Origin of the sequence: Aromatoleum toluclasticum ATCC 700605 (genome assembly GCF_000378245.1) — a bacterium.
Taxonomy (GTDB): Bacteria; Pseudomonadota; Gammaproteobacteria; order Burkholderiales; family Rhodocyclaceae; genus Aromatoleum; species Aromatoleum toluclasticum.
This window is the reverse complement of the sequence record NZ_KB899495.1, coordinates 165,156-184,800: the sequence shown is the minus strand read 5'-3', so window position 1 is coordinate 184,800 and position 19,645 is coordinate 165,156. Positions and strand designations below refer to the sequence as shown.

General features: G+C 68.3%; 19 protein-coding genes. All 19 read left to right on the top strand.

What is annotated here, in order from left to right; genetic code table 11:
- The first annotated feature begins 19 nt into the window (after positions 1-19).
- The 19 genes from F464_RS0110300 to F464_RS28235 all read left to right on the top strand — a co-directional run bounded on the left by F464_RS0110300 (position 20) and on the right by F464_RS28235 (position 19,644).
- Complete coding sequence (locus F464_RS0110300; RefSeq protein ID WP_157353675.1) at positions 20-463, top strand: hypothetical protein; 444 nt, start codon at positions 20-22, stop codon at positions 461-463.
- Positions 460-1,425: a phosphotransferase family protein gene (locus tag F464_RS0110295; RefSeq protein WP_018989723.1), complete on the top strand. Its 966-nt coding sequence runs from the start codon at positions 460-462 to the stop codon at positions 1,423-1,425. Before F464_RS0110300 ends, F464_RS0110295 begins: the two co-directional genes overlap by 4 nt.
- A gap of 85 nt (positions 1,426-1,510) precedes the next feature.
- Positions 1,511-2,728, top strand: a complete 1,218-nt coding sequence (locus F464_RS0110290; protein ID WP_026295902.1) for a hypothetical protein — start codon at positions 1,511-1,513, stop codon at positions 2,726-2,728.
- Positions 2,729-2,766: 38 nt separating this feature from the next.
- Positions 2,767-3,906, top strand: coding sequence for a hypothetical protein (locus tag F464_RS0110285; protein WP_018989721.1), 1,140 nt, complete (start codon positions 2,767-2,769; stop codon positions 3,904-3,906).
- A 198-nt stretch (positions 3,907-4,104) separates the two neighbouring features.
- Complete coding sequence (locus F464_RS28250) at positions 4,105-4,632, top strand: nuclear transport factor 2 family protein (RefSeq protein ID WP_018989720.1); 528 nt, start codon at positions 4,105-4,107, stop codon at positions 4,630-4,632.
- A 248-nt stretch (positions 4,633-4,880) separates the two neighbouring features.
- Positions 4,881-6,839, top strand: a complete 1,959-nt coding sequence (locus F464_RS0110275) for an oxidoreductase (RefSeq protein WP_018989719.1) — start codon at positions 4,881-4,883, stop codon at positions 6,837-6,839.
- A 68-nt stretch (positions 6,840-6,907) separates the two neighbouring features.
- A complete protein-coding gene (locus F464_RS0110270) occupies positions 6,908-7,945 on the top strand; it encodes an NAD-dependent epimerase/dehydratase family protein (RefSeq protein ID WP_018989718.1) in 1,038 nt (345 codons plus the stop codon).
- Between the two features lie 49 nt (positions 7,946-7,994).
- Entirely contained in the window at positions 7,995-8,411 is a 417-nt protein-coding gene (locus F464_RS0110265) for a nuclear transport factor 2 family protein (protein ID WP_018989717.1), read from the top strand.
- Between the two features lie 13 nt (positions 8,412-8,424).
- Positions 8,425-9,222 carry an SDR family NAD(P)-dependent oxidoreductase gene (locus tag F464_RS0110260; RefSeq protein WP_018989716.1) on the top strand — a complete coding sequence of 266 codons (798 nt, stop codon included), beginning with the start codon at positions 8,425-8,427 and terminating at the stop codon, positions 9,220-9,222.
- A 25-nt stretch (positions 9,223-9,247) separates the two neighbouring features.
- The gene (locus F464_RS0110255) at positions 9,248-9,991 is read left to right on the top strand and encodes an SDR family NAD(P)-dependent oxidoreductase (RefSeq protein ID WP_018989715.1); all 744 of its coding nucleotides are present in this window, start codon (positions 9,248-9,250) and stop codon (positions 9,989-9,991) included.
- Positions 9,988-10,794, top strand: a complete 807-nt coding sequence (locus tag F464_RS28245; protein ID WP_018989714.1) for a tyrosine-protein phosphatase — start codon at positions 9,988-9,990, stop codon at positions 10,792-10,794. The genes F464_RS0110255 and F464_RS28245 overlap by 4 nt, the downstream gene beginning before the upstream one ends.
- 81 nt (positions 10,795-10,875) lie before the next feature.
- Entirely contained in the window at positions 10,876-11,802 is a 927-nt protein-coding gene (locus F464_RS0110245) for an amidohydrolase family protein (RefSeq protein WP_018989713.1), read from the top strand.
- A gap of 60 nt (positions 11,803-11,862) precedes the next feature.
- Positions 11,863-12,639, top strand: coding sequence for an SDR family NAD(P)-dependent oxidoreductase (locus tag F464_RS0110240; protein WP_018989712.1), 777 nt, complete (start codon positions 11,863-11,865; stop codon positions 12,637-12,639).
- A gap of 58 nt (positions 12,640-12,697) precedes the next feature.
- Positions 12,698-13,252, top strand: coding sequence for a nuclear transport factor 2 family protein (locus tag F464_RS0110235; protein ID WP_018989711.1), 555 nt, complete (start codon positions 12,698-12,700; stop codon positions 13,250-13,252).
- Between the two features lie 268 nt (positions 13,253-13,520).
- Positions 13,521-15,185, top strand: coding sequence for a class I adenylate-forming enzyme family protein (locus F464_RS0110230; protein WP_018989710.1), 1,665 nt, complete (start codon positions 13,521-13,523; stop codon positions 15,183-15,185).
- A 57-nt stretch (positions 15,186-15,242) separates the two neighbouring features.
- Complete coding sequence (locus F464_RS29885; protein ID WP_018989709.1) at positions 15,243-16,286, top strand: LLM class flavin-dependent oxidoreductase; 1,044 nt, start codon at positions 15,243-15,245, stop codon at positions 16,284-16,286.
- A complete protein-coding gene (locus F464_RS0110220) occupies positions 16,283-17,359 on the top strand; it encodes an LLM class flavin-dependent oxidoreductase (protein WP_084600464.1) in 1,077 nt (358 codons plus the stop codon). Before F464_RS29885 ends, F464_RS0110220 begins: the two co-directional genes overlap by 4 nt.
- 3 nt (positions 17,360-17,362) lie before the next feature.
- Positions 17,363-18,529, top strand: a complete 1,167-nt coding sequence (locus F464_RS0110215) for an acyl-CoA dehydrogenase family protein (protein ID WP_018989707.1) — start codon at positions 17,363-17,365, stop codon at positions 18,527-18,529.
- Entirely contained in the window at positions 18,529-19,644 is a 1,116-nt protein-coding gene (locus F464_RS28235) for an acyl-CoA dehydrogenase family protein (RefSeq protein ID WP_018989706.1), read from the top strand. The genes F464_RS0110215 and F464_RS28235 overlap by 1 nt, the downstream gene beginning before the upstream one ends.
- The last annotated feature ends 1 nt before the right edge of the window (position 19,645 follow it).

Below are 19,645 nucleotides of genomic sequence, written 5' to 3'. Positions count from 1 at the left end.
TGTCGCGGAGTACCGGAACATGACCTTACCTGTCCCACCCGACCCCCGGGTGATCATTCAAAACAGCATCGTCACCCTGCGCGAGGTGGTCGCGCCGCTGGCCGAGGACGAATGGGCGCGCTTCAACGCCAGCCTGCTGATCGGCGCCCTCGAATACGCGCTGGGCGGCCTTGGCCGCGACCGCGGCGCCGAACACCGCAGCGCGCTGGCGGCCAAGGTGGCGAGCCTGCAAGCGGTCGTCGACAAGCGCGGCGACAAGGACCTGCTCGCCGCGTTCGCCGAGAAGTCGCCGTTCGTGGCGGCGTCGCAGATGCTGGTGTGGGGGCAGAACAACCCCGGCGACACCGCCGCGGCGATCCAGAAGACCCTGCGCGCCGAACTGTACGCGCAGCTCGACGAGGAAATCGGCGCCGCCGCGCCGATGATGGGTGCATTTGTACGTGGCATGGCGGGTGAGATATGAGCCTGAAGAAACGCGAAAAGGAACTGAAGGCCTATCTCGCCCGGACCCTGAAGGCGAAGGGCGAGCTCAGGCTGTGCGGCGAGAAGCGCATCACCATGGGGCAGTCGCGGGCGATGTACATCCTCGACGTCGCCTACGAGGGTGAGGAAGGGCCGGTCGAGAAGAAGGTCGTCGCGCGCATCGAGCAGTGGGGACACCTCGGCTCCGACAGCCGCAACGAGGTCGCGACGATGCGCGCCCTGCACAAGGTCGACTTCCCCGTGGCGAAGGTGCTGTCCTACGAGACCACCAACGACGTCCTCGGGCAGCCCTTCTTCACGATGGATTTCGTGCCCGGATCGAGCGTGTTCTCCGAGGAGGTCGTCGACGAGTACCTGCAGTTGCTGCACAAGCTGCATCGCGTCGACTACAAGACGGCGAACTTCGACCACCTGGAGCGTCCGGAGTCCCTGGCCGCGCCGGCGCGCCGCGCGGTCGACCACTTGTACGGCGTGTATTGCGCCCACGTGGTCGGCGAGCCGTCGCCGCTCGTGGCCGAGTGCGTGCAGTGGCTGCGCAACAACGCGGTGGCGGCCGAGGAAATCACCCTCGTGCACGGCGACCCCGGGCCGGGCAACTATATGCACCACGACGGGCGCATCGCGATCCTCAACGACTGGGAGTTCACCGCGCTGGGCGATCCATACGACGACTGGGCTTACGTGATCTGGATGCGCGGCGCGCCGTACCTGCCCGAGGAAGACTGGATCGCGCGCATCGAGCGCACCATCGGCAAGCCGCTCGACCGCAGCCGCCTGCACTTCTGGAAGGCGGTGAACATCCTGAAAGGGGTGTGCCTCGACCAGACCTCGCACAAGCTCTACGTCGACGGCGTCAATCCGGCGCCGAACCTGCTGGCAATCGCCACCGCGGTGCATCTGGACGTCGTCAAGAAGCTCTGCGAGACGGTGCTCGAAGGCTGAGCGCCGCGGCGGGGCCGGCGCCTGGTCCGGCATCGTGGCCGGGCGGCGGGCGCCGGCCCCTATCTATATTCGCAGGAGACGCTGCATGAGCAGACAGTGCAGGCTGACCGAGATGGACGAGTGGCCGCGCCACCAGACGCTGGACACCTTCGACGTGGTGGCCAACCCCAGCCCCGGCTGGAGCGACGGCTACTGGTTCTGCATCGGTGACCCGAAAGGCGAGGTCAACCTCATCACCGCGATCCGGCTCTATCACAACACCAACGTGATGGACGCCTACGTGATCGCCAGCACCGGCGACGGGCGGCAGCACAACCTGCGCGCGAGCCGCCGCCTGCGCCCGGCGATCGACGACGTCCGCGTCGGGCCGTTCTGGCAGCGCATCGTGCGCGGCCTGCGCACGATCGAGTTCGGCTGCGAGGAAAACCGCCACGGCATCGCTTTCGACATCCGCTGGGAGAGCGCGGCGCCGCCGTACTACGAGGCGCCGGCGGTGCAGCATTTCGCCGACGGCAGGCTGGTCAGCGCGCGTTCCAACTACGTGCAGCTCGGCTACGTCTCCGGCACGGTGCGCATCGGCGACCGTTCGTGGACGTTCGGTCCGCAGGACGGCTGGGTCGGTGCGCGCGACCATTCGTGGGGCATGGGCCACACCGGCGAAGGCGAGAAGCCCAACCGCTACGCAGCACCGCCGCTGGCGGCGGGCAGCCAGTCGCTGTGGGGCTCGGCCGGCATGCGCCATTGGGCGCTGGTGCGCTTCCCCGAACGGTCGCTGTTTTACGGCTTCAAACGCAACCAGGACGGCAGCTACTCGGCATCGGGCACCGGTTTCCAGGACGCCAGCACGATCCACAGCCGCGTCGATTACCCGTACGAGTCCGGCCGCGAGGGCTGGGCCTACCGCGACGTGCGCATCGGCGAGCATACCTGGCAGGGCTGCTTCCCGCGCCTGGAGAGCGGGCGTGTCGATCTCGTCCGGCCGGACGGCGGCGCCGACCGTTTCCGCATCGACGTGCTGAGCAAGCCGGTGTACATGCAGGGCGGCGGTTATTGGGGCGGCTGGAACGACAAGCTCGGGCGCGGCGTGTATCGCGGTGAGGACGTGCTCGAAGGCGAAGTGTGGGACGTCTCGCATCCGGTGCGGGTGTTCGACCTGCAGGGGAACGAGGTTCCCGCGCCGCCGGGAGCGGAATACGCCGAGCAGTTCGCGCGCTTCACCAATCTCGACGCTCCCGGCGAGGTCGGGCTGGGGATGCTGGAGGCGGCGATCATCGGCGAATTCGACGGCATCACGAATCCCTGACGCGCCGCCGTCCCCACCCCTTAGATAGGGCATTCGCCGTGAAACTGACGAAACTGGACGAATATCCGCGGCACCAGCTGGGGCTGACCTTCGACAGCGTCGGCACCAGCTCGCCGCACTGGAACGACGGCTACTACTTCGCGCTCGGCGACGCCGCGGGGCGCGTCGGTTTCTTTTCCGGGCTGCGCCTCTACGCCAACAACGACGTCATGGACGCGTTCACCTGCGTGGCATCGGGCGGGCGGCAGCACAACATGCGCTTTTCGCGCCGGCTGCGGCCGCGCATCGACGATCTCGACTGCGGCGCGATGGCGGTGGTGATCGTCGAGGGGCTGCGGCGGCTGCGCATTCGCGCCGGCGACAATCCGTACGGGATCCGCTACGACCTCGTGTGGGAAGGCGTCACCGAACCTTACAACGAAGAATACGTGCGCCAGTGGTCCGGCGGCCGGCTGGTCGGCGAGCGCAGCAACTACGCGCAGGTGTGCACGGTAACGGGGTGGCTGGAGGTCGGCGGCGAGCGCCACGAAGTCGACGCCACGCGCTGGACCGGCGTGCGCGACCACTCCTGGGGGCTGGGCGCCACCGGAGGTCCCGTGCTGGCGCACGCTGCGCCGGGGCGGCCGTCGGCACCGATCGGGCTGCGCCAGTGGGTGTGGATCCGCTTTCCGGACCGCAGCGTCTTCTGGCAGTTTCACCGCAGCGCGGCCGGAGTGTTGACGATGTTCGAGGCGGTGTGTCTGTATCCCCGCGGCGACGCGCGCGAACCGTTCGCCTATGTCAACGTGGAGCATGAACTCGACTTCGCGCCGGGAACACGGCGGCTGCGGCGTGGCACGGTGTCGCTGCAGCGGCCCGACGGGGTGTGGGAGCGCTTTCTCGCCGAAGTCATCACCGATCCGGTGTACCTCGAAGGGGGCGGTTACTGGCAGGGCTTCGACGACCACCTCGGGCGCGGCATCTACCGTGGCGACGACCATCACGAGGGCGAGGTGTGGGACGTCTCGCAGCCGGGGCGGCTGGTCGATCCGGCCGGGCGGGTGAAGGCGCGTGCCGATGCGTGGGCGGAGAATTTCGGCCGCTTCACCAACCGCGACAACCCCGCCGAGATCGGTATCGGCCACCTCGAATGCGTCGTCTCGGGGCCGTATCCGGGCTTTTCGGACGAGCTGCGGTGAGGCGGGACGAGGCCCGCAATGCGGCTGCAGACAGGCATCCGCGGGCGTTTCACAGGATAGAAAAAAACAAGTTGACTTGTTTGTTATGCGGGCGTAACTTGCCCGGAAGGAACAGCCGCATGGCAGCCGGTAACGCCGGTGACGCGGCACGATGACGCCGGACGGGTTGCAACGACAACACCAGGGATGGAGACAGCAATGAACGTGGATTCGGCCAACCGCCTGCTCGACGAGCTGGCATCGAAGCAGGCGCTATACGAACTGAGCGTCACCTACTGCCGCGGCGCGGACCGGGGCGACGCGGACCTGTTCGGCTCGGTATGGACCGCCGACGCGCAGGTCGATTGCGGCGGCTTCCAGGGCCCGGCGAGCGAATTCGTGCGCATCGTGACGACTCCCAGCGAGCTGCGCGAGCGCAGCTTTCATACCGTCACCAATCATCACTTCCGCCTCGATGGCGACAGCGCCCGCGGCGAGGTGTACGTGTTCGCGGCGAGCACCGTGAAGCTCGACGGCGAGCGCCTCGACCAGTTGATCGGCGGACGCTACCTCGACGAATACCGGCGCAGCGGCGGCGTGTGGAAGATCGCCCGTCGCACTTTCGTTTTCGACTGGGACATCAACCAGCCCGTCAGCGCGATGGTCGAGGAGAAGCGCCTCATCGGCGAGATCACCAAGCGCGGCCAGTACGGCAAGGGCGACCCGTCCTGGGCGCTGCTCGGCTGAAAGCCGGCCGCGGCCTTCGCTTCGGCCGCCGTCGGCGCGCCTGTTTCCCCGTTTCGTTCCCCTTGATCGCCGCAGGCCGTGAGGCCTGCGGGCGGGTTCGCGCGGGCCAAGCACGGTGCGTTGGTTCGCGGCGGCGGGAGGCCGGGTCGCCGGCAGGGAACACAAGAAAAGGCAACCGCAACAGAGAGGCAGAGCCCATCCCCCGCGGGCCATGACGACCCGCAGGAAGCGAAACGGAGGAGTGAAACGTGAAAATCCTGAGTCCCTTGCAACTGGGGTCGATCGAACTGAAGAACCGCGTCGTGTCGACGGCGCACGCTGCGGACGTGAGTTTTTTCCAGCCCGGCTCGAGCGGCGAGGGCTACATGGCTTACCAGGAGCGGCGTGCCGAAGGCGGCACCGGCCTGATCATCTTCACGGCGATGCACGTTCACGAAACTTCGCCCAACCTGTTCCACTTCCTCTACGAGGAAAAGGACATCCGCAAGAAGTTCGCGCAGATCTCCACTCGCCTGCACCGGCACGGCACGAAGTGCATCTCGCAGTTGTTCCACTACGGCGTGACGGGCAAGTCCGACTGCCGTGCGGACTTCCAGCCGCTGTGGGGCTTCTCCGGCCAGCCTTCGTCGGAGGGCGAAGGTTCGCACAAGATGAGCGACGACGAGATCGAGGAGGTCATCGACTCGTTCGTGCGCACCGCGGTGGTGGCCGTCGAGAGCGGCATCGACGGCGTCGAGCTGCATGGCACGCACGGCTACCTGATCCAGCAGTCGTTCAGCCCGTGGGGCAACAAGCGCACCGACAAGTGGGGCGAGCCGATGTATTTCGCCAAGACGTTGGCGAAGCGGGTGCGCAATGCGATCGGATCGAAGGCCGTGATGGGTTTCCGTCTGTCGTCGGACGACTTCATCCGGCCGGAAGACGGCGGCCTCGGCCATGAGGGGCTGTGCAAGGTCGCCTCGGAGCTGGTCGGCACGGGGCTGTTCGATTACCTGAACCATTCCGAGGGCGCCGGCGGCGTGCATTACGCCCGCGCCATCGGCTCCTACCGCCACCCGTTCGGCGAATTCCTGCCGCTCACGCGCGGCCTCAAGGAAGCGATCGGCGGGCGCGTGCCGGTCATTGGCGTCGGCAAGATCCCCACCACCGACCTGGCCGAACAGGCGCTGCAGGCCGGCGACTGCGACCTCGTCGGCATGACGCGCGCCCAGATCGCCGATCCCGACATCGTCAAGAAGCTCGAGGCCGGCCAGGCGCACCGCATCCGCACCTGTACCGGGGCGCAGCAGGGCTGCATCGACCGCGCGATCTACTTCAACATCAGCTGCTTCCACAATCCCGAAGTCAACGAGGAGAACCGCTTCAAGGCGCTCGATGCGGTCAAGACCGAGCCGAAGCGGGTGCTGGTGATCGGCGGCGGGCCGGCCGGCATGAAGGCGGCCGAGATCGCGGCGCGCCGCGGCCACGACGTCACGCTCGCCGAAGCGTCGGGGCGCCTGGGCGGGCGGCTCAACCAGGTCGAGACGATGGGCGCGGCGGCCAACCTGCTGTCCTCGACGGCGTGGATCGAGCAGGAGCTGCAGATCCTCAAGGTGAAGGTCCAGACGCAGACCCGTGTCGACGAGGCCTTCGTCAAGGCGTTCGCGCCCGACGTGATCGTGCTGGCGACCGGCGCGAAGCCGAACACGCAGCTGGGCGCGCCGAGCGACGACTCGGTGCCGGTCATCTCGTCGGACGACGCCGCGCAGGGGCTCTTCAACGGCCAGAAGTTCGACCTCAAGGGCACGCGCTCGCTGGTGGTCGATATGCGCGCCAACTACGAGACGGCGCTCGTCACCGAGAGCCTCGCCCAGCGCGGCAGCGCGGTCACGGTCGTCACGCCCTTCCTGCACTTCGGCGCCAACATGGGCTTCACGAACCTCAACGACTACCTGAACCTGTTCCCCAAGCTCGGCGTCCAGCTGCGCCCGAACACCGTCTTCACCGGCATCCGCGACGGCAAGGCAGCCTACCGCGACGTCTATAGCGGCGAGGTCGTCGAGGAGGCGTTCGACTTCGTCGTCGCCGGCATCGCGCCGACGCCCGCCGACGAGCTGCTGGGGATGCTGAAGAAATACGGGAAGGTCGTCACCGCGGGCGACGTCGTCGCAGCGCGCTCCGCGATGGAAGCCTTCCGCGAAGGCGACCGCGCCGGCCGCACGATCTGACCGGAGCGCGAACGCGGGGTGGCGCGTGCGCCGCCCCGCGGCACAAGAATACAAATGGAGACGAGACGATGAAGGCACTGGTACTGGGCGGTTCGGTTTTCGTGGGCAAGCACATGGTGCAGACGCTGGTCGCGGGCGGCCACGACGTCACCGTGCTCAACCGCGGCAAGACGCCGTCGGCGCTGCCGCCCGGGGTCAAGCACCTCGCGGCCGACCGCACCAACGCCGCCTCGATGCGCGCCGCGCTCGGCGGCAAGGACTGGGACGCGGTGTTCGACGTGTCGGGCTTCGTCATGGCCTCGGGCGGCGAGGACGCGCAGACGCTGATCGATCTCTTCGACGGCCACACCGGCAGCTACGTCTATACGAGCTCGGTGATGGCCTACAAGCAGGGCCGCGGCGTCATGCCGTGGCGCGAGGAGGACCCCGATTCGATCGAAGGGCCGGAGACCTACGGCGGCTTCAAGGCGGCGATGGAGCGGCTGCTGATCGCGCGTCACGCGAAGACCGGCTTTCCGGCGACGGTGATCCGCCCGGCGGCGATCTACGGCCCGGACAACAACATCTTCGACATGGAAGCGCCGATGTTCATCCGCCTGCGCCAGCGGCGGCCGATCCTCGTGCCGCATGGCGGGCTGGTGACCGTGTCCTACGGGCATGTCGACGACCTGTGCGAGGCGATGACGAGCTGCGTCGGCAAGCGCGCGGCGGCCGGCGAGATCTTCAACATCACCGGCGAGGCCGTGACGGTGAACGAGTACGTGCGCACGCTCGCGGAAATCGCCGGCGCGACGCCCGAGATCGTGCCGGTGCCCGACGACCTGCTGCCGCACCTGACGAAGCCGGCCTTCGGACACCTGTTCGGGAGCTTCTTCCACAGCGCGCTGAGCATCGAGAAGGCCGGTCGCCTGCTCGGTTTCAAGCCGCGCTACGACTTCCGGACCGGCCACGTGCACACCTACGAGTGGTTCCTGCGGCAGGGGCTGGCCGACGACGCGACCCCGCGCGTCGACGCGATGTGGCAGGCGACCTGGGATTTCGACTACGAGGCCGAGGTCGCGCGGCGCATCAAGGCGGTGCTGTCCGGACCCGACCGCTGGAAGTGAGCGCCCGACCGCACGACGCCCCTTACTGCCTGACAAGGAGAAGCCATTCATGAGTCAACGCGATTCGCGCATCGACCTGGCCGAAAAGCTGTTTGCCGCCTGGAGCAGCGGCAACGCCGATGCGCCGAAGCCGTATCTCGCCCCGGACTGCGTGCTGTACGACATCGTCGGCGGCGAACACCGCGGCTGGGACACGATCCGCAAGTTCTTTGCCGAGGGCCTCGCGCTGTGGCCCGACCTCGTGCTGCTGCCCGACCGGTACTGGGTGAACGACCAGGGGGTCGCGCTGAGCTGGGTCATGAGCGCGACGGTGCGGGACGACATGTTCGGCCCCGTGGCGCGCGGGAAGAAGTGGCGTTCCGAGGGGATGAGCTTCCTCGAGATCAGCAACGGCGTGGTCACGCGCGAAGCCGACTATCACGACAGCGGCGCCATCCATAAATCACTTGGCATCGCCAAGACCTGAAGAGGAAGCACTCATGAGTAACGCAGCGAAGGCCGGCAAGCTCGCCGGCAAGGTGGTGGCGATCACCGGCGCGACGCGCGGGATCGGGCGCGGCATCGCCGAGGCCTACCTCGCCGAGGGCGCGAAGGTCGCCATCAGCGGGCGCTCGGAAGTCAAGGGGCGCCAGGCGATCGAGGAGCTCGATGCCGGCGACAACGCGTATTTCATCGCCGGTGACGTCACCAAGCAGGCCGATGTCGAAGCCTTCATCGACAAGACCGTCGAACGCTACGGCACCATCGACATCCTGGTGAACAACGCCGGCGGCTCGTCGGGCTTCAACCCGGTCGTGGATCTCTCCGACGAGGCGTGGAACGAGGCGCTCAACTGGATGCTCAACGCGACCTTCTGGGGCACGCGGCGCGCGCTGCGCCACATGATCCCGAAGAAGTGGGGCCGCATCATCAACATCTCCTCGGTCGAGGGGCGCCAGGCCAACAAGATCGCCGTGTCCCACTACATCACCAACAAGCACGCCATCAACGGCTTCACGAAGGCGGTGGCGTTCGAGAACGGGCCGATCGGGATCACCTGCAACGCCATCCTCGCCGGTGCGGTCGAGACCGACCTGATGATGACCGTCGGTCCGAAGGTCGCCGAGACGCACGGGATTTCGTACGAGGAATACAAGGTCGAGTACGCCAAGAACGCAGCGATCAAGCGCCTGAACACCGTCGGCGAGGTCGCGGCGATGGCAGTGCTGCTGGCGTCCGAGGAAGGCGGCGGCATTACCGGCGCGATGCTCGATGTGAACGGCGGCACCTCGATCTGAATCCCCTGTGCGTGGAGAGCTGAACGTGGAAAAAGTGCTGGAAAAACGTGTCGCGCTGGTGACGGGGGCGGCATCGGGCATCGGCCAGGCCATTGCCCATGCGTATATCGAGGCCGGTGCCGAAGTGTTGGCGGTCGACCGCAGTGCGTTCTCGGCGGAGGATGCGCGCCGGCCCGGTCTGGTGACAATGCAGGCCGACCTGACCGCACCCGGCGCGGTCGAACAGATCGTGAAAACCGCCGCAGAACGCTGGGGACGGCTCGATGTGCTGGTGAATAACGCCGGCGTGGCGCCCTATGCGCTGCTGGAGGAAACCAGCGACGAGCTGTGGGACCAGACCGTGCTGATCAACCTGACGCTGGTGTTTCGCCTGTGCCGCGGCGCGCTGCCGCTGCTCAAGTCGAGCAAGTCGGGGCGCATCATCAACATCGGCTCGGTGATGTCGTCCTTCGGTTCGGCCGGCCTGTCGGCCTACGCGACGACGAAGCACGGCGTCGCCGGCCTGACGAAGTGCCTCGCCAGCGAGCTGGGCCTATACGGCATCACGGCCAACCTGATCCAGCCGGGTGCGGTGGTGACCGGGATCACCCGCGATGCGTTCGCCCAGGACGACGCCTTCCGCACCTTCTGGGAAGGCAAGGCGGCGCTCGGGCGGCTCGGCCAGCCCGACGACATCGCCCCGGTGGCGGTGTTCCTGGCGTCGGACGGCGCCGGTTTCGTCAGCGGCCAGGGCTTCATCGTCGACGGCGGAGCGGTGCAGAAGCCGTGAGCGCCGACACGGTGGGCGCAGTGGGCCAACGGCGCATCGGCCTCGACGGCGCGCCCAATTTCCGCGACCTGGGCGGTTACCGCAACGGCGAGGGGCGGGTGGTGCGTCACGGCCAGGTGTACCGCTCCGACGCGCTGACCTGGCTCACCGACCGCGACCTCGGCATCCTGCGCGAGCTGGGGATCGGGCTGGTGATCGACGTGCGCAGCGCGCACGAGAAGCATACCCAGCCCAGCCGCTGGCATGCGGGCAGCCCGCCCGAAGTGCTGTCGTGCGACATCGACGCCGACCTGCGCGCAGGTACCCAACCGCTGATTTCCATTCTGCGCGCACGGCCCGATCGCGAAGGCGCGCGCGCGATGCTGCGCACGACCTACGCGGTGATGCCGGCAGCGTTCGCGGGGCATCTCGCCGGCCTGTTCGCGCGGCTCGCCCGGAGCGACTGCCCGCCCGCCGTACTGCACTGCACGGTGGGCAAGGACCGCACCGGCTTCGTCGCGGCGATGCTGCTGTTCGCGCTCGGCATGCCGCGCGAGGTGGTGTACGAGGACTACCTGCACACCGCACGCGTGGCACGCAATCCGCGCCTCGAAGAAACGCTCGGCGACATCGTGCGCAGCCAGGTGGGCCGCGAACCCGATGCCGCCATGTTGGACGCGCTGTTCGGTGTCGAGGCGGAATACCTCGACGCGGCCCTGCGGCGCATCGACCAGGAATACGGTTCGGTCGACCGCTACCTCAGGGTGGCGGGCGGCCTGGACGACGACACGCGCGCCGGCCTGCAGGCGAGGCTGCTGGCATGAGGCGCGACACGACCGGCAGGGGATCGCCGGCCCCGCAACACTGAACGACGAGGACCACCCAGAGGTGGCCCGGTGAGCGACATGAGCAATCTCAACGACTATCCGACGATCGACATCATGAATCACCTGCGCGAGATCCGTAGCGATCTCGCGACCGTGCCGTTCGAGTATCGCGAATTCCAGATCATGCTGCGCACGACCTTCAAGTCGCTCGCCGACGAGTCGGGGCGGCGCAAGGAGGTGAAGGAGGGCGAAGCGGGCGATACGCTGGCCGGTCACCGCTCGGTCGCGGCCTGCCTCGCGAGCATGGACGAGTACGGCTACGAGCAGGTGTCGGTGTGCGCGACCAAGATGTGGTCGTACTACTACCACCGCGACTTCATCCTCAACAGCCCGGTCGAGCCGATCGGCGAGGCGATCCGCGAATCGGGCGGCCGCATCATGGGCGCGGCCAGCTACGACCCGTTCCGCATCAGCGAGAGCCTGCGCGAGATCGAACACGTCGTGCGCGAATACGGCTTCAACTACGTGTGGTTCCATCCGCTGTCCTACGGTTTGCCGCCCAACGACCGGCGCTTCTATCCGCTCTACGCCAAGTGCGTCGAGCTGGACATCGCGGTGGGCTTCCAGGTCGGGCATTCGGCCGAAGTGCTGCCCTCCGACTGCGGCCGCCCGATGCTCGCGGACGACGTCGCGATCGAGTTCCCCGACCTGCGCATCAACCTGTCGCACACCGGGTGGCCGTGGGTCGACGAGTGGTGCTCGATGCTGTGGCGCCATCCCAACGTGTATGGCGACATCTCGGGCTATTTCCCGAAGGGGCTGGACGACCGTCTGGTGAAGTTCATGGATTCCGGCCGCGGCCGCGACAAGGTGCTGTTCGGCACCAACGGCCTCGGCCTGCGCCGCTGCAAGGAGGAGTTCCTGCAGCTCGACATCGCCGAATCGACGAAACGCAAGGTGCTCTACGACAACGCCCGCCGCTTTCTGGCGCTCGACCGCGGCTGACGCAGCGCGACCGGAAGCGCGCGGGCGCTTCACTACGACAACGACGGGAAGGGAGACAGCATGGGCCGTATCGAGGGAAAGACCGCCATCGTCACCGGTGGCGCGCGGGGCATGGGTGAGGCGACGGTGCGCCGCTTCGTTGCGGAAGGCGGGCGCGTGGTGATTGCCGACGTGCTCGACGCCGAAGGGCGCGCGCTGGCCGACGAACTGGGTGCGAACGCGCTTTTCGCGCATCTGGACGTCTCCGACGCGGCCGCGTGGAAGGCGTGTGCGGCGCAGGCGGTGGATCGCTTCGGCGGCGTGGACGTGCTGGTGAACAATGCCGGCATCTGTCTCGTCGGCACGATCGTCGACTTCGATCCGGCCACTTTCCAGAAAGTGCTGGCGGTGAACCTCGGCGGCGCCTTCCTCGGCATGCAGACGGTCGCGCCGCTCATGTTCGCGCGCGGCAAGGGCTCGATCATCAACATCTCCTCGACCGAGGGCCTGCACGGCACCAACGGCATGGCGGCCTACGGTTCGAGCAAATGGGGCCTGCGCGGCCTTACCAAGGTCGCCGCGATGGAGTTCGGGCCGCGCGGCGTGCGCGTCAATTCGATCCACCCGGGCGCTGTCGATACGCCGATGGCCGGCACCGACGTGGTGCCGGCCGAGGTGTGGGAGCGGGTGTTCCGTCGTCAGCCGATCCAGCGTATCGGCCGCCCGGAAGAGGTCGCCAACGTCAGCCTGTTCCTCGCCAGCGACGAATCGACCTACCTGTGCGGCGCCGAGATCGCCGTCGATGGCGGCATGACGGCGGGCGGTTTTCTCGAATTCGCACCCGGCGCGCCGGCCTGACGCGCCCGCCGGCCAACCGCCGGGCCGCGGAGCGGTCCGGCGCACAGGGGAGAAGACGATGGGCGTCAGAACACCCACGGCCGCCGAAGTGGCGGCACGCTGCGCAATCACCGACGTGATTCACCGCTACTGCCGCGGCATGGACCGCATGGACAGGGAACTGACCCTGTCCTGCTGGCACCCCGGCGGCACCGACGACCACGGGCCGCTGTATGCCGGATCGCCGGAAGGTTTCGTCGACTGGCTGTGGCCGGTGCACGCCGCAATGGTGGTCACGCGCCATGCGGTCAGCAACATCCTGATCGAACTTGACGGCGACCGGGCCGGCGTCGAGACGTACTGGAACCTCGTGCTGCAGGTGCCGTGGGGCGGCGGCGTGTATGACATCCTCGCCGGCGGACGTTACCTCGACCGCTTCGAATGCATCGACGACGTGTGGGCGATCCGCCATCGCCAGTCAGTGCTCGACTGGAACCGTGTCGAGCCGGTGGAGCGCACGCTGGCCGATTTTGCCGAACCTCCCCTGATCCGGCCCGCACGGCCCGGCATTCCTCTCGCCGACGGCGCGCGCGACCGCTCCGATCCCTCGTACCGCGTGCTCCGCGGCGCCTGAAGCGGCTGCGCCGCGGCGTCCCGCGGAAAATAAAAACAGACGTGATTGAAATTTGCGGTGCAGCCGTTTACAACGGTAAACCGTGTGATATGATCGCCTCAACAACAAACAGACACGTCGGTTTTTTAAGGACGGGTCACCGGGACAGGAGACCCCCCGGAACGGATGCAGCTTCCTGCCTGTGGCAGGGATGTCCGTGACCGGGTACGCAGCGGTCTGTCCGGATGTGCGACCCGTTTGTGACCATCAACGGAAGCTTTCGACGGACATGACTCGACATCAATTTCCCCGCTTTTCCGAAACCTACGGCAAGACCTGGCGCGATGCCGGCCTGTGGACCGACTACACCCTGCATCAGGGCCTGGACGACACGGTCGCCCGCTGCCCCGACCGCACCGCGCTGATCACGACGACGCGCAGCTACACCTTCGCCGAGTTCAAGGCCGAATCGGACGCGCTCGCCGCGGGCCTCCTGGGGATCGGCATCGGGCCGGGCGACATCGTCGCGGTGCAGCTGCCGAACTGGGTGGAGTTCTGCTTCCTGCAGATCGCGCTGTCGCGCATCGGCGCGGTGATCCAGCCGACGCACACGGTGTTCCGCGAGCGCGAAATCACCAACCTGTTCCAGTTCTGCGGCACCGATGCGGTGATCGTGGCCGATTCCTTCAAGGATTTCGGCTATGCCGACATGATCCGCGGGGTGCGCCCGCAACTGCCGGGGCTGCGCCACTTCATCGTCGCGCGCGGCGAGCCGAAGGGCGCGGACGAATGCGCACTCGCGGCGCTGATCGAGGAGGGGCGCGGCAACCTGCAGCGCCTCGAGGGCCTCGCGCCGCGCGCCGACGACGTGTTCTATCTGAACTTCACGTCCGGCACCGAGGGCAACCCCAAAGGCTTCCTGCACACCCACAACACCATCATGTCGCTGATCCGCCAGTTGACCGGCTACATGGCGGCCGACACGGTGATGCTGGCCTGTTCGCCGATGACGCACAGCTTCGGCCATTTCACGACCTACTACTGCGTGTTCGGCGGCTTCCCGATGGTGGTGCTCGACCGCTACAGCCCGGGCGAGCTGCTGGGGATGATCGAGCGGGCGCGCGTGACGATGCTGTCGGGAACGCCGGCCCACCTGTACGGCATCCTGCGCCACCCCGATTTCGCCAAGCACGACACCTCGTGCATCAAGTCGGTGGCGGTCGGCGGCGCGCGCAGCTCGCCCGAGCTGATCGCCGAGCTGCAGCGCACCTGGGGCGTCAAGTCGGCCAACACCTACGGCATGGGTGAGACGATCGTGCATACGCGCACCTCGCCCGACGACCCCGACGAGAAAGTGCGCGACTCGGTCGGCCGGCCGGTGTTCGGCGCGCAGCTCAAGATCGTGGACCAGAAGGACCGCTCGCGCCGCCTGGCGGCGGGCGAGGTCGGCGAGATCTGCTTCCGCGGCCCGACGCTGTTCGTCGGCTATCACAACCAACCGCAGAAGACGGCCGAGACGCGCGACGACGAGGGCTGGTTCTACACCGGCGACCTCGGTTTCGTCGATGCCGACGGCTACCTGTGTTTTGCCGGGCGGGCGAAAGAGGTCATCAACCGCGGCGGCTCGAAAGTGTATCCGAAGGAAATCGAGGACCTGCTGTGCCAGCACCCGGACGTGCTCGATTCGGCCGTGGTCGGCATGCCCGACGAGCGCCTGGGCGAGCGCGTGTGCGCCTACCTCGTGACGCGCGATGGCCGCGACATTCCGCTGGCCGAGGTGGAGGCCTTCTTCGGCCAACACAAGGCGATGAAGTACATGTACCCGGAAGTGCTCGTCAGGCTCGACGCGATGCCGATGACGCCCACCGGCAAGATCCAGAAGGTGGCATTGCAGCAGGACGCCGCGAACCGCGCGAAGGCCGCGCAGGCGGAAACGGTGCGGGCGGGGCAGTGACCGCTGCGGGCCGTCGTTTCCCGACAGTCGAACAGCATTGAGGAGGATGTGGAATCCATGGATATCGTGATCGGACCGTACGGGATGCAGAGTCCCCATTCGTACCGGCGTTCGCACGCCGACATGTACGACGACCTGGTGGTGCATGCGCGGCGCGCCGAGGAGCTCGGCTACGACGGCTTCGCGCTCACCGAGCACTCGTTCTGGTATGACGGCTACTGTCCGTCGCTGCTGACCGCGTTCGCGCCGGTCGCGCTCGCGACCAGCCGCATCAAGCTCGTCACCGGCGCGCTGCTGGTGCCGCAGCACGATCCGCTCAAGGTCGCCGAGCAGGCGGCGGTGCTCGACCGCATTTCCAACGGCCGTCTGGTGCTGGGCCTCGGCGCCGGTTATCGGCCGGAAGAGTTCCACGGCCACGGCGTCGAGATCGGCCGCATCGGTGCGCGCTTCATCGAGGCTTTCGAGGTGGTGCGCCGCGCGCTGACCGAGGAGACCTTCTCCTTCAGCGGCGAGTACTACAACTACAAGGACGTCTCGCTCAAGACGCGCCCCGTCCAGCGCGAGGTGCCGATGTGGGTGTGCGGCGGCTTCGCCGACTGGTCGGTCAAGGCGGCGGCCAAGCGCGGCTGGCCGTACTGCACCACCGGCGACGCCGAGTGCGGCATGACGGTGTTCGACCGCTACGCCGAGTTCGCGCGCGAGTTCGGCCGCGACCCGGCCAGCCTGAAGCGGGCCAAGTTCGTCGACGTCTATCTCGCCGCGAGCGACGAGGAGGCCGCCGTGACGATCGAGCAGGACTACTGGCCGGCGATGCGCGACCAGTTCATCGGCTTCGGCTTCTTCCGCATGTTCAACGAAGACGGCTCGCAGGTCACCGAGCCGCCGCCGGGCATGAAGGAGCAGTTCATCACCAATCCGAACCGGCCGCGCGGCGGTCCGGCGCGGGTGCGCGAGATGTTCCGCCCGGTCGTCGATTACGGCGTCGACATGCTGCTGGCGCGCCTGAGCTGGGCCAATTTCCGCAATGACCGGATGCTGGAGTCGATGGAGCTGTTTGCCAAGGAAGTGATGCCGATGCTGCGCGAGGGGGGGCGGAAATGAGACTGGGTCTGTTGTATTCGCTGGGGCCGCAGTGCTCCTACCACGACGCGCTGGCGCAGATCGCCGAGGCCGACCGCCTGGGCTTCGACGCGGCGCTGTTCGAGGAACACCACGGCGCGCTCGGCACGCCGGAAGTCGCGCCGCTCGCCGCCGCAGCCGCGGCCGCCACCCGCTCGATCCGCGTCGGCCCGGCCAATCGCCAGCTGGCGCTGGATTTCCCGGTGAATAGCGCCGAGGACTACGCGCTGGTCGACATCGTGTCGCGCGGGCGCCTGATCATGGGCGTGTCGGCCGGCGAACGCGCCGGCGAATTCGCCGCCGCGGGCGTGCCGTGGGAGCAGCGCGAGGCGTGCCTGCGCGAGGCCGTCGATCTGGTGCGCGCCGTATGGTCGCAAAGCAACGTGCAGTACATCGGCGAACACTACGTGTTCCCGCTGCACGCGAAAGGCGAGCGCGGCTGGCGTCGCGAGCCCGGCGAGCGGAAGTTCGTCGACCAGTGGCGGCGCGGGCAGACCGAGGCGGAATACCTGCCCCTGCTGCCGCGCCCGATCCAGCTGCCGCATCCGCCGCTGTGGGTCAATGCCACGTCGCGCGCCATGATCGAGTGGGCCGCGTCGCGCGGCTACAGCCTGCTGGTGTCGTCGCTGGAAACCGAGGACGAGGTCAGGGCCAAGGTCGGCTGGTACGACGCGGCGCTGGCGAAGGCCGGCCGCGACCGCTGCGAGGTCGAGGTGGCGCTGGCGCGCGAGCTGTTCCTCGCCGCCGACGGCAAGGTCGCCCGCGAAAAGGCGCTGCCGGGCCTGCGCGCGCGCATCGACGCGCTGCGCGCCGAGGGGCGCGAGGACCAGAAGGATCTCGCCGTCATCCGCGGCATGAGCGACGAGGCCCTGTTGGCCGGCTGCGCGCTGTACGGCAGCCACGACGAGGTGCTGGGGCGGCTGCTGCGCCTGAAGGGCGATGTGGGCATCAACCACCTGCTGTGCCGCATGTACCTGCCGGGGCGCGCGCATGTGGACGTGCTCGACAGCATCCGCGTCGCGGCGTCGCAACTCCATACCCGCCTCGTCGCCTGAGCCATGGACCTCAAGTTCACTGCCGCCGAGGAAGCCTACCGGCTGCGCTGCCGCGAATGGATCGCCGCCAACGCCCATCACGCGGCCGCGGTGGCGAAGGCGGCCGATCCGGTGCAAGCCGCGCGCGACTGGCAACGGCGTCTGTGGGAGGCCGGCTACGTCGGCCTGGCGTGGCCGAAGGCCTACGGCGGGCAGGACGCGACGCTGACGCAACAGGTGATCGTGTCGGAAGAGATGGCCCGCGCCAAATTGCCGCCGCTGATCAACACCATCGGCCTGTCGATCCTCGGTCCGACGCTGGTGCGGCACGGCACCGAGGCGCAGCGCCGCCGCTTCCTGCCGCGCATCCTGTCCGGCGAGGAGCTGTGGTGCCAGGGCTTCAGCGAACCCGGCGCGGGCAGCGATCTGGCCTCGCTGACGACGCGCGCGGTGCTCGAAGGCGACGACTTCGTCGTTACCGGGCAGAAGTTGTGGACCAGCCTCGGGCCGATCGCCGACTGGTGCTTCCTGCTGGTGCGCACCGATCCGTCGGCACCCCAGCGCGAAGGCATCAGCTATCTGCTCTGCCGCATGGATACGCCGGGCATCAGCGTGCGCCCGCTGCGCAACGCCGGCGGCGGCGTGCATTTCTCCGAGGTGTTCTTCGATGCCGTGCGCATCCCGCGCGAGCAGCTCGTCGGCGAGCTGCATGGCGGCTGGAAGATCGCGCGCAGCACGCTCGACCACGAGCGCAGCGGCCTGTCCGGCGTCATCTCGCTGGAAGGCAGCCTCGAACGGCTGTGGCGGCAAGCGGCGGCGGGCGGCGAGATCGCCGACGCCGTGGCGCGGCAGCAGGCGGCGCAGTACTGGATCGAACTCGAAGGCCTGCGCTACCTCGGCTTGCGCGCGCTGAGCGACCAGCTCGCCGGGCGCCAGCCGGGGGCCTCGGCCTCGGTGGGCAAGCTGTTCGCCGCGAAGCTGCGGCAGAAGGTCGCCCGCGCGGCGCTCGACAACGCCGGCCCTTACGCCTGCCTGACCAAGAAATCGCCCCACGTCGTCGGCAAGGGGCGGCTCGTGGCCGGCTACTTCGATTCGCTCGGCTACAGCATCGGCGGCGGCACCAGCGAAATCATGCACAACGTCATCGCCGAGCGCGTGCTCGGCCTGCCGCGTTCGACCGGGGAGGCATGATGGATTTCGAACTTGGCGAAGAACTGGTTGCGCTGCGCGACATCGCCCGCGACCTGCTCGCGCAGCGCTGGAAGGCCGAGTCCGCGCGCCGCGCGCTCGACACGCCGCCGTCGCGGATGCCGGCGCAGTTGTGGGCCGAGCTGGCGGAGATGGGCTGGTTCGGTGCCGGCTGCAGCGAGGCCGGCGGCGGCAGCGGTCTGGGCGTGATCGGCGCCGCGCTGCTGGCGGAAGAGGCCGGGCGCGCGCTGCTGCCGGGCGCGATGACGTCGACGCTGGCCGGCGCGATCGCGCTCGACCGCAGCGGCGGCGCGGCGCTGAAGGCCGAACTGCTGCCGCGGATCATCGCCGGCAGCTTGCCCGTGACCCTCGCGGTGGAAGAGCCCAACGGCACCTGGGGGCCGGATGCCGTCGTCATGGCGGCGCAGGCCGGTGACGGTGGCCTGCGGCTGTCGGGCAGCAAGATCTTCGTCGCCGACGGCAGCACGGCAGGCCTGTTCCTCGTCGCCGCGCGGGTCGGCGACGAAGTCCGGCTGCTGCCGGTCGAAGCCGGCGCGGCCGGCGTGGAAGCGGTGCCGATGCAGCGCATCGACGCGCAGGACATCGTCGAGCTGCGCTTCGACGGCGTGCGGGTCGAGGCGCAGCGCATGGTGCCGGACGCCGGCGCGGCGCACGACGCCTACGCAGTATGGACGGCGCTCGTCGCAGCGGACCTGCTCGGCAGCGCCGGGGCCGCCCTGGCGATGACGACCGCCTACGCGAAGGAGCGCGTGCAGTTCGGCCGCGCGATCGGAAGCTTCCAGGCCGTCAGCCACCGCCTCGCCGACGTGCAGGTGAACGTCGAGATCGGCCGCAGCCTGCTGTACGCCGCCTGCCTCGCGCTCGACGAACGGCGCGGCGATGCCGGCGCGCTGGTGGCGGCGGCCAAGGCCTTCATCGGCGAGACCGCGGTCGACGCGGCCGAGGCGGCGGTGCAACTGCACGGCGGCATCGGCTACACGTGGGAACTGGACGTGCATCTGCATCTGCGGCGCGCGCGGGCCAACGCCGTGACCGCCGGCGATGCGGGCTGGCACCGCGAAACGGTGGCGCGCCACATGGCGCACTGCTACGCCTGAC

Bases quoted from the DNA above. Each gene is read 5' to 3' on its own strand.
- F464_RS0110300 (WP_157353675.1), top strand. From the start codon at position 20: ATGACCTTACCTGTCCCACCCGACCCCCGGGTGATCATTCAAAACAGC.
- F464_RS0110295 (WP_018989723.1), top strand. From the start codon at position 460: ATGAGCCTGAAGAAACGCGAAAAGGAACTGAAGGCCTATCTCGCCCGG.
- F464_RS0110290 (WP_026295902.1), top strand. From the start codon at position 1,511: ATGAGCAGACAGTGCAGGCTGACCGAGATGGACGAGTGGCCGCGCCAC.
- F464_RS28250 (WP_018989720.1), top strand. From the start codon at position 4,105: ATGAACGTGGATTCGGCCAACCGCCTGCTCGACGAGCTGGCATCGAAG.
- F464_RS0110270 (WP_018989718.1), top strand. From the start codon at position 6,908: ATGAAGGCACTGGTACTGGGCGGTTCGGTTTTCGTGGGCAAGCACATG.
- F464_RS0110265 (WP_018989717.1), top strand. From the start codon at position 7,995: ATGAGTCAACGCGATTCGCGCATCGACCTGGCCGAAAAGCTGTTTGCC.
- F464_RS0110260 (WP_018989716.1), top strand. From the start codon at position 8,425: ATGAGTAACGCAGCGAAGGCCGGCAAGCTCGCCGGCAAGGTGGTGGCG.
- F464_RS0110245 (WP_018989713.1), top strand. From the start codon at position 10,876: ATGAGCAATCTCAACGACTATCCGACGATCGACATCATGAATCACCTG.
- F464_RS0110240 (WP_018989712.1), top strand. From the start codon at position 11,863: ATGGGCCGTATCGAGGGAAAGACCGCCATCGTCACCGGTGGCGCGCGG.
- F464_RS0110235 (WP_018989711.1), top strand. From the start codon at position 12,698: ATGGGCGTCAGAACACCCACGGCCGCCGAAGTGGCGGCACGCTGCGCA.
- F464_RS0110230 (WP_018989710.1), top strand. From the start codon at position 13,521: ATGACTCGACATCAATTTCCCCGCTTTTCCGAAACCTACGGCAAGACC.
- F464_RS29885 (WP_018989709.1), top strand. From the start codon at position 15,243: ATGGATATCGTGATCGGACCGTACGGGATGCAGAGTCCCCATTCGTAC.
- F464_RS0110220 (WP_084600464.1), top strand. From the start codon at position 16,283: ATGAGACTGGGTCTGTTGTATTCGCTGGGGCCGCAGTGCTCCTACCAC.
- F464_RS0110215 (WP_018989707.1), top strand. From the start codon at position 17,363: ATGGACCTCAAGTTCACTGCCGCCGAGGAAGCCTACCGGCTGCGCTGC.
- F464_RS28235 (WP_018989706.1), top strand. From the start codon at position 18,529: ATGGATTTCGAACTTGGCGAAGAACTGGTTGCGCTGCGCGACATCGCC.